The organism is Pararobbsia silviterrae (genome assembly GCF_003628125.1).
Taxonomy (GTDB): Bacteria; Pseudomonadota; Gammaproteobacteria; order Burkholderiales; family Burkholderiaceae; genus Pararobbsia; species Pararobbsia silviterrae.
In genome coordinates this window covers 1-15953 of record NZ_RBZU01000022.1, presented here as the reverse complement: position 1 = coordinate 15953, position 15953 = coordinate 1, and the positions used below count along the sequence as shown (strand labels likewise).

The following is a 15953-nucleotide window of genomic DNA, read 5'->3' as shown; positions in this document are numbered from 1 at the left end:
ATCCCCATTAGCAAAGCGCGGCACTTACTGAGAGAACAACCATGAAACGTACTTACCAACCTTCCGTCACGCGTCGCAAGCGTACCCACGGCTTCCGCGTGCGTATGGCAACGGCCGGCGGCCGCAAGGTCATCAACGCTCGCCGCGCCAAGGGCCGCAAGCGCCTGGCCATCTAACGCTGCCGCGCGGAACTTTGATCGCGCGCGACGAGGGTTTTCCCAAATCCGCTCGGCTGCTCAAAACGGATGAGTTTTCATCCGTTTTTCGTTTGCGGCCCTGGGCGCGCAGCGCGCACTTCGTGCTCTATGCGCGCCAGACCGACGGTCCGGCTCGGCTCGGGCTCGTCACCGGGCGCAAATTCGCGCCGCGCGCGGCAACGCGCAACCTGATCCGCCGTATCGCACGCGAAACCTTTCGCGTGAGGCGCGCGGAGCTCGAAGGGTGGGACATGCTGCTTCGGCTACATTCTCGTTTCGACCGGAAGGCGATGCCTAGCGCCTCGTCGCCGCCGTTGCGCGCGATGTGCCGCGAGGAAATCGTCTCGCTGATCGATAACGCGATTCGCACGATCCGCCGTCGTTCGAGCCCGTCCACGGCGTCCGCCGCGGGCATGGCGTCCGACGGCCGCCCGGGCGAGCCGGGCCACGACGGCACGAGGCGCTGAGCATCATGCGAACCGTGCTGCTGGCGCTGCTGCGCTTCTACAAGCTCGCGATCAGTCCGATGCTTGGCCAGCGCTGTCGCTTCTATCCTTCCTGTTCCGACTATGCGCGCGAGGCGATCCAGTATCATGGCGCCGCGCGCGGCACTTACCTCGCCGCGCGGCGCATCTGTCGCTGCCATCCGTTTTCCGCCGGCGGCATCGATCTGGTGCCTCCGCCGAGCCAACCCTCGGCACACACCGACCAACATTCGGCGCTGAATCAGCCTCGGCATTGAGACAAAAGCATGGATATCAAACGATCCGTTCTGTGGGTCATTTTCGTTGGGGCGCTCGTCCTGTTGTACAACAACTGGCAAGTGCATACGGGCCATCCGTCGATGTTCGTGCCGAGCCAGTCGCTCCCGCACCCGGCGGCGAGCGGCGCGCAGGGCGCGAATGATGTCGCGTCGACGCCCGCGGGCGCTCCCGCCGTGCAATCAGGCGCGCCTGCCGCGCAAGCGCAGCTCGTCGACGTCAAGACGGACATGTTCGACGCGCGCATCAGCACGCAAGGCGGCACGCTCGAGCGTCTGCAACTGCTCAAGGAAGGCGACGCGAAGCAGCCCGACACGTACGTGACGCTGTTCGACGACACGGCCACGCACAAGTACCTCGCGCGCACGGGCCTCGTGGGCGGCGATTTCCCGAACCACACCGACGTCTTCACGCTCGTGCCGGGCCCGACGACGCTCGCCGACGGCCAGGACACGCTGACCGTGCGTTTCGAGTCGCCAGAGAAGGGCGGCCTGAAGCTCGTGAAGACCTACACATTCACGCGCGGCAGCTATGTGATCGGCGTGAACCAGCAGATCGTCAACGCGGGCACGGCGCCCGCGAATCCGTCGCTCTATCTCGAACTCGTACGCGATTCGCAGCCCGTCGAAACGCCGCGTTTCTCGCATACGTTCATCGGACCGGCGGTCTACACGGACCAGCATCACTTCCAGAAGATCACGTTCAGCGATATCGACAAGAACAAGGCGGAGTTCGCGACGCAGGCCGACAACGGCTGGGTCGCGATGATCCAGCACTACTTCGCGACCGCATGGATTCCGCCGCAGGGCAAGGACCGCACCTACTACGTCGAGAAGTTTGACCCGACGCTCTATCGCGTCGGCGCCAAGGTGCCGCTCGGAACCATCGCGCCGGGCCAGTCGGTCGATATCGATTCGAAGCTGTTCGCGGGTCCCGAGGAAGAGAAGATGCTCGCCGCGGTGGCGCCGGGTCTCGATCTCGTCAAGGACTACGGCTGGGTCACGATCATCGCGCGCCCGCTGTTCTGGCTGCTCGAAAAGATTCACGGCGTGATCGGCAACTGGGGCTGGTCGATCATCGCGCTGACGCTGCTGATCAAGGCGGTGTTCTTCCCGCTGTCCGCCGCGAGCTACCGCTCGATGGCGAAGATGAAGGAAATCACGCCGCGCATGCAGGCGCTGCGTGAGCGTTTCAAGGGCGATCCGCAGAAGATGAACGCGGCGCTCATGGAGCTCTACAAGACCGAGAAGGTCAATCCGCTCGGCGGCTGTCTGCCGGTCGTGATTCAGATTCCGGTGTTCATCTCGCTGTACTGGGTGTTGCTGTCGTCGGTCGAAATGCGCGGCGCGCCGTGGATCGGCTGGATTCACGATCTCTCGCAGCAGGATCCGTTCTTTATCCTGCCGCTCCTGATGGCCGGCTCGATGTTTATCCAGACGCGCCTGAACCCGACGCCGCCGGATCCCGTCCAGGCCAAGATGATGATGTTCATGCCGATCGCGTTCTCGGTCATGTTCTTCTTCTTCCCGGCGGGTCTCGTGCTCTATTACGTCGTGAACAACGTACTCTCGATCGCGCAGCAGTACTACATCACGCGCATGATGGGCAAGGGCAAGACGAAGAAGCTCGCGGCGCCGACGCCGCCGAAGCAATAAGCCGCATCGCGCAAGCGGTACGCATCGATGAAGGCCCGGTCGCGAGACCGGGCCTTTTTTCATGGCGGCTGGAACGTGTGGCGGCTGGAGCGATCGCGGCTAGAACGTATACGCGAGCGCGAGGAACGAGATGACCGGATTGACCTTGAGTGTGCTGCGGCTCTGCGACAGCGTGGCCCCGTCGGCCGCTTTGACCGTGATGACCGTATCGGTCTTCAGCGGGATGAACGAGACCGATCCGATCACCGACCATCGATCGTCGATGTGATACGTGAGCCCCGCGTTGAACACGGGTTGCCACGACGGCGTCGACTGCGCGCTGACCGACGTCGGCGTCGGATGACCTGATCCTGCGGCGAGCGTGGCGCCGAGTTGCTGGTTCAAATCGGTCTGGAAATTCGGGTTCAGCTGAATGCTGCTGAACCAGTTGTACGAGACGCCCAGCCCGACAAACGGCCGAAACCGCGCATTCGCGTCGAACAGGTAGTACTGGAACAGCAAGGCCGGACTCCACTCGCGCACCGACGTCACGAGCGGATTGTTCGCGGCCGAACCGAGGTTCACATTGCCGAGCGCGCCCGCGGGGCCCGGCGCCTGAAGAATGCCCTGGCCATAGACCTTGAAGGTCGGCGGCACGCCGGCGACGGTCGTGATCGCGATGTTGTCGGTCAGAAAGTGCGTGATCGTCAGGCCCACGGTATCGGCGTTACTGACCGTTTGCGAGGTGCCGGGCGACGTGAACGAGGTCGGCAGCCCGAGCACCGAATAGATCGGCGCGGGCGGTACGCTCGTCGTTTGATTCGAGCTCGAATCGAGCGTCTGCACGTGAAACCAGCCCAGTGCGACGACGTTGGCCCCCGCGCTCTGCGCGGATGCGTGGCGCGTCGCGCCCAAGGCAAAGGCGATACACAGCATGACCCGCGCAAGCCGGGACGTGTTCATGACGTTCTCCTGGAGCGGGCCGCCGTGTGTCGGCGTGCCCGCGGATCGAATGGGATCGGGTGTCGGGTGTCGTGCGGGCGCCGCTCAGGGATTCGGGCTGCCCGATGGACTCTCGACAAAGGCGCCGGCCGTGAAATACGGCGCGGTCGCGCTCGCGGTGTCGAGATAGGCGATGACGCCGCCGTTGAAGATCGTCTTGCCGGTCTCGCCCGAGCCTCCGGACACCGGCGTGACGCCGACGACGCCCGGTGTCGACTGCGTGTAGTCGAGGTCGTACGTCGAGGCGAGCGACGCGTTCGACGCGTCGAACGGATCGAGCAGCGACATCTGCGCGCCGACGAGCAGCACGCTTCGATACTGGAGATTCGCGTCGACGGCGATGTACTCGCCGTCCTGCGAGCCCGAGGCGATCGTCGTCTGCGTCCCGAGCACCGCGATGCCGGATTCGTCGTCGACGACGAAGGTCAGCGGGTTCGCCGCGCCGACGCGCACGAGCACGGGCACATCCTGTCCGCGCAATTTCCCGACGATCAGGATGCCGGTGCCTTGCGGTGCGTTGGCCGGATTGGTCGGCGAGACTTCGTCGATATAGTCGGCGGCCCAGAACGTGCCCGACGCGCTGTCGAGCGTGAACGCGCCGGTGCCCGTCTTGCAGGTCGAGCCCGTCGTGCATTCGGAGTAGGTGCCCGACGCGCTGATCGTGTACTGCGCGTCGACCGCGACCGACGTGTAGCTCTGCGTCGGCACCGTATGGATGCCGAGTTCGTTGAACGTCGACGCGACGTTCGCGAGATTCGTATCGAGCGTCGAGAAGCCGAGGAACGGGTAGTACGGGAAGGTCTTCGGCGAGATCGAGCCGGTGCCGACCGGACTCGTGTACGAGAGCGTCGCGCCCGGAATCGCGCCGCCCGCGACACCGTTGCCGACGAAGATCCGCGCGGGCTGGCTCGCGTCGAGGCTGGCGCCGTTGAGCGTGTACGCGCAGGCATTGAGCTTCGCCGTCGGCAGCGTGGTCACGCGCGAGAGGGTGCCGGTCACGACGTTGTAGGGTGCCGTGTCGCGCGTCGGAGTCGCCGTGCCGGTTTGGGCGGGAATCGGCGACTTGAGGAAAGTGACCTTCCACGTCATCGCGGTCGTATCGAGCTGGACCGTCACGAGTTCGCCCGCGCCCGAACCGCCCGTGTAGACCGTCGAATAATCGAGCGATGACGGGCACAACGCATTCGCCTGCGTCGATCCGCCCGTGCTCGCGTTCGATGCGGCCGAGTCACCGGATCCGCTTCCGCCGCTGCCCCCTCCGCCACAGCCCGCGAGAACAAGACACGCGCCCGCCGTCGCCGCGAGCAGAATGCTTCGCCATTGCATGATTGCCTCCCTGACGTTATCGCCGGCCGTGCCGGCTCTTATCGTTCGGCCGACGTGGCGCATGGCGCGCCGTCGTGTCCGATTCCGTTTGTCGCTATTTGCTGCGGATGCGAAAACATCTGTTTCATATTTTTCGCCATGCCATTCAGCCTTTTGCGGTCATTGAGTGTCAACCGACTAAAACATTTAAAACGGCGTATGAAACAACAGAGGCGTCGGCGGAGCGCTTGGAAAATGCGAGGTAGTGCGGGGAATTGAAACGCGGATGCGGTTTGTATTATCGAGCGTTCGAAACTCGTGTTTGATTCGTTGTTTGAATTTGGCGAATGCCGCGCGGGGAGAAATAGGGTGGACGGCGCGGCGAAAGAGACGTGCGATTCATCGGGTCCGGTGATCGGCGCATCGGCCGGTCTGTCGTCTTGCCGCGCGGCCGTGAAACCGATGTCGGCATCTCTGCATTCGATCGCTGAGGCGGTCGCGCGGGCAGAAGTCAGCATCGCCGAATATGATGGCGCACGGTCGCGAATCGAATGTATTGAGTTTTTAAATCGGAAATGCGAAAACATCGCCGCGCGAATCATTCAGTCTGGCGTATTCGCTTGGAGTGAAATGGGCGAAATGGGTTAAATGAATGCGTTCGAGAGTAAAGCTCGAATTCGATGATCTGAAGCGCGGGCGGGGGCAAGTAAAACTATTGAAACGTCGTCGTTTCAATAGGCGATCGGGGAAAGCAGCGGGACTTTACAGCAGAAGACGACGAGAATAAGCCGGCGTGCGACTGGAATCATGCGTGAAGACCGACGCGAACGCGTGACACGCCGCCGAGCGGCGTGTCACGCATGCATCGGATCGAATCAAAGACCCTTACCTTCGTCGGCGCCGATATGCAGGTTCATGCACTGAATCGCCGCGCCCGACGCACCCTTGCCGAGATTGTCGAGACGCGCGACCGTGACGATGCGCTCCTCATTGCCGAACACGAACAGGTCGACCCGGTTCGTATCGTTGCAGGCCTGCACGTCGAAGAACCCTTCGTCGAGGTTGTGCGCGTCGTCGAGCGGGGCAACGTGGATGAACGCCTCGCCCGCGTAGTATTCCGCGAGGGTGTCGCGCACGCGCGCGGGCGTGATCTTGCCCGGCAGTTGCGACGGATGCAGATAGGTCGTGACGGCGAGGCCCTTGTAGAAGTTCGCGACGATCGGCGTGAACGTCGGCGCGATCGTGAGGCCGCTGCGCACTTTCATCTCGGGCAGGTGCTTGTGTTGAAGTCCGAGCGCATAGGCGCGCGGGCTCGTAAGCTTCTCGGCCCCGGCTTCGTACTCGGCGATCATCTTCTTGCCGCCGCCGCTGTAGCCCGTGAGCGAGTACGCCGCGAGCGGCGTGTCGGCCGGCACGATGCCTGCCGCGACGAGCGGCTGCGCCGCGAGAATGAATGCCGATGCGTGGCAGCCGGGCACCGCGATGCGCTTCGCCGTGCGCAGGCGCTCACGTTGCGCCTTGCTGAGTTCGGGCAGGCCGTAGGCCCAATGATCGTCGATGCGGAACGCCGTGCTCGCGTCGATCACGCATGTCTTCGGATTGTCGACGAGCGACGCCGACTCGCGCGACGCGACGTCGGGCAGACAGAGGAACGTCACGTCCGACGCGTTGATGAGCGCGCGGCGCGCGGCGACATCCTTGCGCTGCGCCTCGTCGATGCGCAGGACCTCGACGTCGTCGCGGTTGGCGAGATATTCGAAGATGCGAAGGCCGGTCGTGCCTTCCTGTCCGTCGACAAATACTTTCGTGGTCATTGCGTGCTCGACTGCGTTAAGCGGAAAACCGACATTGTACGTATCTCGCGTGACGTTGACGCGTCATGCCGTGCAACACGTCGCGGGTGCGCATCACGCGCCGGGCCGCGACCGCCACGGGCTGCGCGGACGGCACATCAAAGGATGGCGCAGGGATGGCGCGTTCGCAGCGCGCACGATGATCGACGATCGGCGGCCGACCATCGACTATCGACTATCGGCCGTAAGTCACCGTCAGCGATGCCTTGCCGATCTCGAGCGCGTCGATTTCGTGCGCGAAGACCGCCGCGGGCCGGCCGTCCTGAAGCGACGTCCGGATATCGCGCAGCGCATGGACCGAGATCACGTAGCGATGTGCGCGTCCGGGCGGCGGGCACGGGCCGCCGTAGCCGTCGTCGCCGTAATCGTTTTGCGCCTGGATCGCGCCGATCGACTTGAGAATGCCCGATGCGCTCGCGTTTTGCGGCAGCGCGTGGACGTCCGCCGGGATGCCGAACACGGACCAATGCCAGAAGCCGCGGCCGGGCGCGTCGGGGTCGAACACGGAGACCGCGTAGCCGGCCGTGCCCGCGGGCGGATTGCGCCAGGCGAGCGCGGGCGACTGATTGCCGCCGGTGCACCCGTTGGCCGCCAGCACGTGAACGGCCGGCATCGTCGCCCCGACGGGCAGATCGGGTGAGGTCAGCGCGAAATCACCGTTCGCGCGCGCGGTTCCGCAGAACGCGAACATCGCGCAAAGCATCGCGCCCACGGCGGGCAAGTCTCGGCTGCGCAGCATCCCATGACTCCTCGTGGCTATCCGAATCGCGAATCGATGTCTCGGCCGACTCGATCTTACCCGCGCCTCTCCATCCAAGGGCTTTTTGTCCGCTTTCCGAAGCCGCTACACTCGGGGCTCGCCCGGATCGGCCCGCGCGGTCGCGCTCGCAATGGTATGCGTGCCTGCGACGCTTCGCGCTTCCGCCGGCGTTTTCCTTGCGCATTTGCATTCGCATTCGATCAAACCCATGACCTCGTACGACGTTCGAACGCCTGCTTCCGCTCACGCGAGTCCGCAACACACGGCGCGCCGCGCGCTGATCGCTTCCGTGACGGGCTACGCGCTCGACGGGTTCGATTTGCTGATCCTCGGCTTTATGCTGCCCGCGATTTCGGCCGATTTGCACCTGAGCGCCGCGCAAGGCGGCGCGCTCGTGACATGGACCTTGATCGGCGCGGTCATCGGGGGCGTCGTGTTCGGCGTGCTGTCCGATTACGTCGGACGCGTGCGCATGCTCAGCGTGTCGATTCTCGTGTTCGCGATCTTCACGGGCCTGTGCGCGTTTGCGCGCGGCTACACGGACCTGCTCGCGTACCGGACGATCGCCGGGATCGGTCTCGGCGGCGAATTCGGCATCGGCATGACGCTCGTCGCGGAGAGCTGGCCCGCGAGCCATCGCGCGCGCGCCTCGTCGTATGTCGGACTCGGCTGGCAAGCCGGCGTGCTCGCGGCGGCGCTCGTGACGCCGTGGGCGCTGCCCGTCATCGGATGGCGCGGCATGTTCATCGTCGGCGTGACGCCCGCGCTTGCCTCGTTCTGGATGCGCAAGCGCTTGTCCGAGCCCGCGATGTTCGTGGAGCGCACGCGCGAGCCGCGTCGCGCGATGCCGATCGCCGAACTGTTTTCGAGCGCGGCCGCGACGCGCACGAGCCTCGGCATCGCGATCCTTTGCGCGGTGCAAAACTTCGGCTACTACGGCGTCATGATCTGGATGCCGAGCTATCTGACGCATGCGTTCGGCTATTCGCTCACGCGCTCGGGGCTCTGGACCGCGGTCACCGTGCTCGGCATGGCCGCGGGCATCGGTCTGTTCGGCGCGCTTGCCGACCGCATCGGGCGCAAGCCCGCGTTCATCGCGTACCAGCTCGGCGCGGTCGTCATGGTCGTCGTCTACGCGAATCTGTCGTCGCCGCTCGGCTTGCTCGTGGGCGGCGCGATCATGGGGCTGTTCGTCAACGGCATGCTCGGCGGATACGGTGCGCTGATCTCCGAGTGCTACCCGACCCATGCGCGCGCGACCGCGCAGAACGTGTTGTTCAATGTCGGTCGCGCAATTGGCGGATTCGGACCGCTCGTCACGGGCGTGCTCGCCGCCCGCTACGGATTCGCATGGGCGATCGCCATGCTCGCGATTCTCTACGTCGTCGACATGATCGCGACGCTCGTGTTGATCCCTGAACGTCGAGGCGCCGCGCTCGATTGAATGCTGCGTTGCGACATCGTTCGACGCGTCCTGATCGCACACCTGCGGCGCACGATGGTAGCGCTATTTCCGCTACTTAATATCGTCATCGCCCGTATCGGGGCGTTACACTGACTCCCCCAAAAAATCGTTCCTGGAACGCCACGTGTCTGTGCGCGCGGGACGCTCGTCCTGCGTTCCGTGTCCGCGCGCGACACGGTGTTCCGTCTCCCAACATTCTGAAGAGCACCCCGTCATGGATGAGCAACTCAAACAAGCCGCGCTGGCCTATCACCAGTTTCCGCGTCCCGGGAAGATCTCGGTCACGCCGACCAAGCCGCTGTCGAACAGTCTCGATCTGTCGCTCGCGTACTCGCCGGGCGTCGCGGCCGCGTGCGATGCGATCTATGCCGATCCGCAGGCCGCCGATCTCTATACGTCGCGCGGGAATCTCGTCGGCGTCGTGACGAACGGCACCGCGGTGCTCGGGCTCGGCAATATCGGGCCGCTTGCCGCGAAGCCGGTCATGGAAGGCAAGGGCTGCCTGTTCAAGAAGTTCGCGGGCATCGATGTGTTCGATATCGAGCTCGCCGAATCGGATCCCGACAAGCTCGTCGATGCGATCGCGATGCTCGAACCGACGCTCGGCGGCATCAATCTCGAGGACATCAAGGCGCCCGAGTGCTTCTACATCGAGAAGAAGCTGCGCGAGCGCATGAAGATCCCGGTGTTCCACGACGACCAGCACGGTACCGCGATCATCGCTTCGGCCGCGATCCTCAACGGGCTCAAGGTCGTCGGCAAGCAGATCGGCGACGTGCGGCTCGTGTGTTCGGGCGCGGGCGCCGCGGCGATCGCGTGTCTCGATCTGCTCGTGCATCTCGGGCTCGATCGCGAGAAGACGCTCGTGATCGACTCGAAGGGCGTGATCTTCGAAGGCCGCGAAGGACTCGATCCGAGCAAGGCGCGGTATGCGGTCAAGACGCAGGCGCGCACGCTCGCCGATGCGGTCGACGGCTCGGACGTGTTCCTCGGTTGTTCGGCGGCGGGCGTGCTCAAGCCCGAGATGGTCAAGTCGATGGCCGACAAGCCGCTGATTCTCGCGCTCGCGAATCCGGAACCCGAGATTCGTCCCGAGGACGCGAAGGCCGTGCGGCCCGACGTCGTCATCGCGACGGGGCGCTCGGACTATCCGAACCAGGTCAACAACGTCCTGTGCTTCCCGTTCATCTTCCGCGGCGCGCTCGACGTCGGCGCGACGACGATCACCGAGGAAATGAAGCTCGCGTGCGTGAAGGCGATCGCCGAACTTGCCGAGGAAGCCGACCAGGGCGACGAAGTCGCGAAGGCCTATGAAGGCCAGGTGCTCGAATTCGGTCCCGAGTATCTGATCCCGAAGCCGTTCGATCCGCGTCTGATCATCAAGATCGCGCCGGCCGTCGCGCAGGCTGCGATGGATTCTGGCGTGGCGACGCGTCCGATCAAGGACCTCGACGCGTATCGCGAGCATCTCGCGGGCACCGTGTATCGGACCGGCATGGTCATGCGCCCCGTGTTTCTCGCCGCGAAGGCCAAGCTCGCACGCATCGTATTCGCCGAGGGCGAGGATGAACGCGTGCTGCGCGCCGCGCAATTCGTGCTCAACGAAAAGATCGCGCGGCCGATCATCATCGGACGTCCGTCGGTCGTCGCGATGCGTCTCAAGAAGCAGGGTTCGAAGCTGCAGGCCGGCAAGGACTTCGAGATCGTCGATCCCGAGGATGATCCGCGCTTCCAGTCGTACTGGCACGAGTACCACGTGATCGGCGCGCGCGAAGGCGTGTCGCCCGAGGTCGCGAAGGCCGCGGTGCGCAAGTTCAATACCTTGATCGGCGCGCTGCTGGTTCGGCTCGGCGATGCCGACGGCATGATCTGCGGCATGATCGACACGTATCACAGTCATCTGAAGTTCGTCGAGCAGGTGCTCGGCAAGCAGCCCGACGTATCGAACTTCGCGGCGATGAATCTGTTGATGCTGCCGGGACGCAATCTGTTCGTCTGCGACACGTACGTGAACGAAGTGCCGAGCGCGACCCAGCTCGCCGAGATGGCGATTCTTGCCGCGCGCGAGATCGAGAAGTTCGGCATCGCGCCGAAGATCGCGCTGCTCTCGCATTCGAACTTCGGCAGCGTGCCGAGCGAATCGTCGCGTCGCATGGCCGAGGCGCGCAAGCTGATCGGCACGCTCGCCCCCGAACTCGAAGTCGATGGCGAGATGCACGGCGACGCGGCGCTGTCCGAAGTCGTGCGCAAGGCCGCGTTCCCGGGTTCGACGCTCAGCGGCGAGGCGAACCTGCTGATCATGCCGAACGTCGAGGCCGCGAACATCACGTACAACCTGCTCAAGATGATCGGCGGCGAAGGCGTGACCGTGGGCCCGCTGCTGCTCGGCGCCGCGCATCCGGTGCATATCCTGACGCCTGCGGCGACGGTGCGGCGGATCATCAATATGACGGCGATCGCGGCGGCCAACGTCGCGTCGCGTCAGACGGCGCAGCCGGCCGCATCGTAATGGCGGGCATCGTGGGCGCCGCGCGCGGCGCCCACGATCCGGTCGGCTAGGCAACCTGGCCGATATGCGCGCCCGTCGTTCCCGACGGCGCGCGCCATTGCGCGAGCAGCGCCGCCCACCGCACGCGTATCGCTTCGAGCGTGCCGTCCTTGATATGCCCGTAACCGCGTATGCCGTCCGGCAATTGCGCGAGTTCGACGGCGAGCGCGCGTTTTTCGATCCGAAGTCCCGCAATCAACTCGTCGACGAGCGCTTCGTATTCGACGACGAGCCGACGTTCGGTCCGGCGTTCGGCGGTATGGCCGATCGGATCGAACGGCGTGCCGCGCAGAAACTTGAGCTTGGCGAGCAACCGGAACGCGGGCAGCACCCACGATCCGTATTCGCGCTTGAGCATGCGTCCTTGCGCATCGCGTCGGGCGAGCAGCGGCGGCGCGAGATGGAAGGTGAGCTTGACGCGGCCTTCGAACGTCGCCTGCACGCGTTCGGCGAAGGCGGGATCCGCGTAGAGGCGCGCGACCTCGTACTCGTCCTTGTAGGCCATGAGCTTGTGCAGATTGCGCGCGACCGCCTCGGTCAACGGCAAGTCGGACGTGAACACATCGGCGAGCGCTTGCTCGGCGGCGCGGACCTTGTCGACGACGCGCTGATACCGGCGCGCATAGGCGGCGTTCTGGTACGCCGTCAGATGCGCCACGCGCGTCGCGATCATCGCGTCGAGCGCCTTCGGCGTATGGAGTGCGATGACGTTGCCCGTGCCCGCCGTCCGCGTCTGCCCGGTCGGGAGCGACGCGATGATCCGGCGGACGTCGGCGAGATCGTGGGCCGCGCGCCGTCCCCATTCGAATGCCGCCTTGTTCTTGTCGATCGAGACGTCGTTGAGTTCGATCGCGCGCATCAGCGACGCATGACGCAGCGGGAGCCAGCCGCGCTGCCACGCATAGCCGAGCACAAACGGATTGGTGTAGATCGCATCGCCGAGCAGCGCGACGCTCAGGCGGTTCGCATCGACGAAATCCACGAACTCGACGACATCCCCGGCCGCCGCGCGGATGTCGTTCTCGGCGCTCGCGCCCGGGAAGCGCCAGTTCGGATTGCGGATGAATTCGGCCGTCGGTGTTTGCGCGCTGTTGACGACGACGCGCGTGCGATCGCGCTGCATGCGTGAGAGCGCTTCATCCGACGCGGTGACGATCGCGTCGCACCCGATCACGAGGTTCGCTTCGCCCATCGCGATGCGTGTCGCGTGCAGATCATCGGGATGGTTGCCGATCTGCACGTGGCTCATGACCGCGCCGCCTTTCTGGGCGAGTCCCGTGACGTCGAGCACCGTGACGCCCTTGTGTTCGAGATGCGAGGCCATGCCGATCAGCGCGCCGATCGTGACGACGCCCGTGCCGCCGACGCCCGTCACGAGCACGCCGTAGGCGCCTTCGATCGAGGGCAGATCGGGCTCGGGCAGCGCCGCGAGCCCGTCAGCCGACGCCTCGCCGATTTTGGGTTTCCTGAGTTGACCGCCTTCGACCGTCACGAAGCTCGGGCAGAACCCGTTGACGCACGAGAAGTCCTTGTTGCACGTCGATTGGTTGATCTGGCGCTTGGTGCCGAATTCCGTTTCGACGGGCTCGACCGACAGGCAGTTCGATTTGACCGAACAGTCGCCGCAGCCTTCGCAGACGGCTTCGTTGATCAGCACGCGTTTGGCGGGGTCGACCATCGTGCCGCGCTTGCGGCGGCGGCGCTTTTCGGTCGCGCAGGTCTGGTCGTAGATCAGGATCGTCGTACCGGCGATCTCGCGGAGTTCGCGCTGCACGACGTCGAGCGATTCGCGCGCGTGGACGGTCGTGCCGGGCGCGAGCTGGATCGCGCCGGCGTACTTCGACGTGTCGTCGGTCACGACGACGATCCGCGACGCGCCTTCGGCCGCGAGCTGGAACGTGATCTGCGGCACGGAGAGCGCGCCGTCGACCGCCTGGCCGCCCGTCATCGCGACGGCGTCGTTATAGAGAATCTTGTAGGTGATATTGGCCTTGGACGCGATCGCCGCGCGGATCGCGAGCAGCCCCGAGTGGAAATACGTGCCGTCGCCGAGATTCGCGAATACGTGCGTGTCGTGCGTGAACGGGGCCTGGCCGACCCACGCGACGCCTTCGCCGCCCATCTGGCTGAAGGTGCTCGTGTTGCGATCCATCCAGAGCGTCATGTAGTGACAGCCGATGCCGGCCATCGCGCGCGAGCCTTCGGGCACGTTCGTCGAGGTGTTGTGCGGGCAGCCCGAGCAGAACCACGGTTTGCGTTCGGTCGCGATACGCGGCTTGGCGAGCGCGCGCTCCTTCGCATCGATGACCGCGACGCGCGCCGCGATGCGGGCGCGCACGTCGGCGGGCAGCGCGAATTTGTCGAGCCGTGTCGCGATGGCTTTCGCGATGATCGCCGGCGAGAGTTCGTAATGCGCGGGAAGCAGCCAGTTGCCCATCGGCACCGACCATTCGCCGCCCGCGCCGTCTTTCTCGTCGAACTTGCCGAAGACGCGCGGGCGTTGCGAATCGGGCCAGTTGTAGAGCTCTTCCTTGATCGCGTATTCGAGGTTTTGCCGTTTTTCCTCGACGACGAGAATCTCGTCGAGCCCCTTGGCAAACGCATGGGCGCCCTGTGCTTCGAGCGGCCAGACGCAGCCGACCTTGTAGAGCCGGATGCCGATTTGCCGGCAGGTTGCGTCGTCGAGCCCGAGATCGGCAAGGGCCTGACGCACGTCGAGATAGGCCTTGCCCGCGGTCAGAATGCCGAAGCGCGCGTTCGGGGCGTCGATTTCGATCCGGTCGAGCTTGTTCGCGCGGACGTAGGCGAGCGCGGCGTAGAGCTTGTAGTCGAGCAACCGGGCTTCCTGCACGAGCGGCGGATCGGGCCAGCGGATATTGAGGCCGCCGTCGGGCATCGCGAAGTCGTCGGGCAACACGATGCGCGGACGGCTCGGATCGAGTTCGACCGACGCCGACGATTCGACGATGTCCGTCACGCATTTCATCGACACCCAAAGGCCCGAATAACGGCTCATGGCCCAGCCGTGGAGGCCGTAGTCGAGATATTCCTGGACGTTCGCGGGGAACAGGACCGGGATGCCGCTCGCCTTGAGCACGTGCTCGGACTGATGCGCAAGCGTTGACGACTTCGCCGCATGGTCGTCGCCCGCCAGCACGAGTACGCCGCCGTGGCGCGAGGAACCGGCCGAATTCGCATGTTTGAGCACGTCGATCGAGCGATCGACGCCGGGGCCCTTGCCGTACCACATGCCGAAGACGCCGTCGTACTTCGCGCTCGGATAGAGATTGACTTGCTGACTGCCCCAGACGGCGGTCGCGGCGAGATCTTCGTTGACGCCGGGTTGGAAGACGATCTGATGCGCGGCGAGATGGGTGCGCGCTTTCGCGAGCGAAAGATCGAGTCCGCCGAGCGGCGAGCCGCGATAGCCCGAGATGAATCCGGCGGTATGAAGTCCGGCCGCGCGATCGCGCTCTTGCTGGAGCATCGGCAGCCGCACGAGCGCCTGAATGCCGCTCATGTACACGCGACCGTGTTCGAGTACGTACTTGTCGTCGAGCGTGACCGACGCCAGCGCGGCTTCGAAACGGGCGCGCGCTTGGGGGTCCAGTGGGGCATTCATAGGATTCGCTCCTCACCCGGATAGGGTTTCGCAATACTGGCCGCCGGGTGGGCCTTGTGGGCGCGCGCGGCGGAGTGAATGGGGGTTTGCGAATCGATGGTAGCACCGCGGATTGCGAGCTGTTGGCTGGGAGCATCCCTAGGTTTTCAGCGGACTGCGGGGTGTGATCGGCACGTCCGTATGGCGTGTTGGCTTTCGAAAGAAAGGTGCTGAAATCCGAATGAAATGAGAAGGCCCGCGCGTGATAACACGTTGCGGTGCGGGATTAAACCCGCATTTCGGCAAAACGAAGTAACGTTGCCGCCTTGTTTGTAACCCCCTGTAAAAGCAGTCTGCACATCGGATCGGGCTTGGCATCCTTCACGTCCGTCGACTCAACGATCTAACCCCCAGGGATCCCTGCCTGTTTGACGAGGCCGCGCCGAGCGCGAGATCCCTGACTAGAAAGAGGAGCCACATGAGCCAGACTTCTATCCGCACGTTTCTGATTGCTTCGGCCGCGTTTCTCGCGCTCGAAGCCGCCCCCGTCGTCGCGAGTCTCGCGGTGCGTCAGACGGGATCGACGCGCGAGTCCGTCCAGCGGGTCGACGAGCCCGCATTGGCGCGCACGTGGATGCCCGGACACCTGTTCGATGTCTCGACCTCGTATCGCTCGCGCCGCGACGTCGATGATTGATTTGCGCGGCGCCAAATAAAAAAGGCCGTCGCAAATGAACTGACCCCAAGAAATTGGACAGTAAAATGTTAGGCGGCCAAGGCCTGAGTTCGGTATTGCACCGGACTCAGGCCTTTTAGTTTGAGCTTGA

13 protein-coding genes are annotated in these 15953 nt (G+C 64.6%); 8 read left to right on the top strand and 5 right to left on the bottom strand.

Features of this window, described 5'->3' with window-relative positions; translation table 11 throughout:
• Positions 1–41: 41 nt before the first annotated feature.
• The 4 genes from rpmH to yidC are packed head-to-tail and all read left to right on the top strand — an operon-like array spanning position 42 to position 2613.
• Entirely contained in the window at positions 42–176 is a 135-nt protein-coding gene (gene rpmH / locus D7S86_RS28085) for a 50S ribosomal protein L34 (RefSeq protein WP_121091436.1), read from the top strand.
• A gap of 2 nt (positions 177–178) precedes the next feature.
• Positions 179–664 (top strand): ribonuclease P protein component, encoded by a 486-nt coding sequence (locus D7S86_RS28080; RefSeq protein ID WP_121091435.1) that lies wholly within the window; start codon positions 179–181, stop codon positions 662–664.
• A 5-nt stretch (positions 665–669) separates the two neighbouring features.
• Positions 670–939 carry a membrane protein insertion efficiency factor YidD gene (gene yidD, locus D7S86_RS28075; protein ID WP_121091434.1) on the top strand — a complete coding sequence of 90 codons (270 nt, stop codon included), beginning with the start codon at positions 670–672 and terminating at the stop codon, positions 937–939.
• 9 nt (positions 940–948) lie between these two features.
• Positions 949–2613, top strand: coding sequence for a membrane protein insertase YidC (gene yidC / locus D7S86_RS28070; protein ID WP_121091433.1), 1665 nt, complete (start codon positions 949–951; stop codon positions 2611–2613).
• Positions 2614–2712: 99 nt separating this feature from the next.
• On the opposite strand, the gene D7S86_RS28065 is transcribed toward yidC, so the two are convergent.
• Both D7S86_RS28065 and D7S86_RS28060 read right to left on the bottom strand, forming a co-directional pair.
• Positions 2713–3555: an OmpW/AlkL family protein gene (locus tag D7S86_RS28065; protein ID WP_121091432.1), complete on the bottom strand. Its 843-nt coding sequence runs from the start codon at positions 3553–3555 to the stop codon at positions 2713–2715.
• 84 nt (positions 3556–3639) lie between these two features.
• On the bottom strand, positions 3640–4920 hold the full coding sequence (locus D7S86_RS28060; protein WP_121091431.1) for a DUF2957 domain-containing protein: 1281 nt from the start codon (positions 4918–4920) through the stop codon (positions 3640–3642).
• Positions 4921–5217: 297 nt separating this feature from the next.
• Here D7S86_RS28060 and D7S86_RS28055 point away from each other — a divergent pair, with 297 nt between their 5' ends.
• Complete coding sequence (locus tag D7S86_RS28055) at positions 5218–5547, top strand: hypothetical protein (RefSeq protein WP_147432514.1); 330 nt, start codon at positions 5218–5220, stop codon at positions 5545–5547.
• Positions 5548–5774: 227 nt separating this feature from the next.
• On the opposite strand, the gene argC is transcribed toward D7S86_RS28055, so the two are convergent.
• The gene (gene argC, locus D7S86_RS28050) at positions 5775–6713 is read right to left on the bottom strand and encodes an N-acetyl-gamma-glutamyl-phosphate reductase (RefSeq protein WP_121091429.1); all 939 of its coding nucleotides are present in this window, start codon (positions 6711–6713) and stop codon (positions 5775–5777) included.
• A 214-nt stretch (positions 6714–6927) separates the two neighbouring features.
• Entirely contained in the window at positions 6928–7491 is a 564-nt protein-coding gene (locus D7S86_RS28045; RefSeq protein ID WP_121091428.1) for a YbhB/YbcL family Raf kinase inhibitor-like protein, read from the bottom strand.
• 229 nt (positions 7492–7720) lie between these two features.
• Between D7S86_RS28045 and D7S86_RS28040 the strand changes: the two genes are divergently transcribed.
• Both D7S86_RS28040 and D7S86_RS28035 read left to right on the top strand, forming a co-directional pair.
• The gene (locus D7S86_RS28040; RefSeq protein WP_121091427.1) at positions 7721–8956 is read left to right on the top strand and encodes an MFS transporter; all 1236 of its coding nucleotides are present in this window, start codon (positions 7721–7723) and stop codon (positions 8954–8956) included.
• A gap of 235 nt (positions 8957–9191) precedes the next feature.
• Positions 9192–11486, top strand: a complete 2295-nt coding sequence (locus tag D7S86_RS28035; protein WP_121091426.1) for an NADP-dependent malic enzyme — start codon at positions 9192–9194, stop codon at positions 11484–11486.
• A gap of 46 nt (positions 11487–11532) precedes the next feature.
• Here D7S86_RS28035 and D7S86_RS28030 read toward each other — a convergent pair whose 3' ends face one another.
• Entirely contained in the window at positions 11533–15147 is a 3615-nt protein-coding gene (locus D7S86_RS28030) for an indolepyruvate ferredoxin oxidoreductase family protein (RefSeq protein WP_121091425.1), read from the bottom strand.
• Between the two features lie 457 nt (positions 15148–15604).
• Here D7S86_RS28030 and D7S86_RS28025 point away from each other — a divergent pair, with 457 nt between their 5' ends.
• Positions 15605–15823: a hypothetical protein gene (locus tag D7S86_RS28025; RefSeq protein ID WP_121091424.1), complete on the top strand. Its 219-nt coding sequence runs from the start codon at positions 15605–15607 to the stop codon at positions 15821–15823.
• Positions 15824–15953 lie beyond the last annotated feature (130 nt).

Excerpts from the sequence above, each read along its gene's own strand:
- D7S86_RS28065 (WP_121091432.1), bottom strand. The coding sequence starts at position 3,555 with ATGAACACGTCCCGGCTTGCGCGGGTCATGCTGTGTATCGCCTTTGCC.
- yidD (WP_121091434.1), top strand. The coding sequence starts at position 670 with ATGCGAACCGTGCTGCTGGCGCTGCTGCGCTTCTACAAGCTCGCGATC.
- D7S86_RS28035 (WP_121091426.1), top strand. The coding sequence starts at position 9,192 with ATGGATGAGCAACTCAAACAAGCCGCGCTGGCCTATCACCAGTTTCCG.
- D7S86_RS28030 (WP_121091425.1), bottom strand. The coding sequence starts at position 15,147 with ATGAATGCCCCACTGGACCCCCAAGCGCGCGCCCGTTTCGAAGCCGCG.
- D7S86_RS28025 (WP_121091424.1), top strand. The coding sequence starts at position 15,605 with ATGAGCCAGACTTCTATCCGCACGTTTCTGATTGCTTCGGCCGCGTTT.
- D7S86_RS28045 (WP_121091428.1), bottom strand. The coding sequence starts at position 7,491 with ATGCTGCGCAGCCGAGACTTGCCCGCCGTGGGCGCGATGCTTTGCGCG.
- argC (WP_121091429.1), bottom strand. The coding sequence starts at position 6,713 with ATGACCACGAAAGTATTTGTCGACGGACAGGAAGGCACGACCGGCCTT.
- rpmH (WP_121091436.1), top strand. The coding sequence starts at position 42 with ATGAAACGTACTTACCAACCTTCCGTCACGCGTCGCAAGCGTACCCAC.
- D7S86_RS28040 (WP_121091427.1), top strand. The coding sequence starts at position 7,721 with ATGACCTCGTACGACGTTCGAACGCCTGCTTCCGCTCACGCGAGTCCG.
- yidC (WP_121091433.1), top strand. The coding sequence starts at position 949 with ATGGATATCAAACGATCCGTTCTGTGGGTCATTTTCGTTGGGGCGCTC.
- D7S86_RS28060 (WP_121091431.1), bottom strand. The coding sequence starts at position 4,920 with ATGCAATGGCGAAGCATTCTGCTCGCGGCGACGGCGGGCGCGTGTCTT.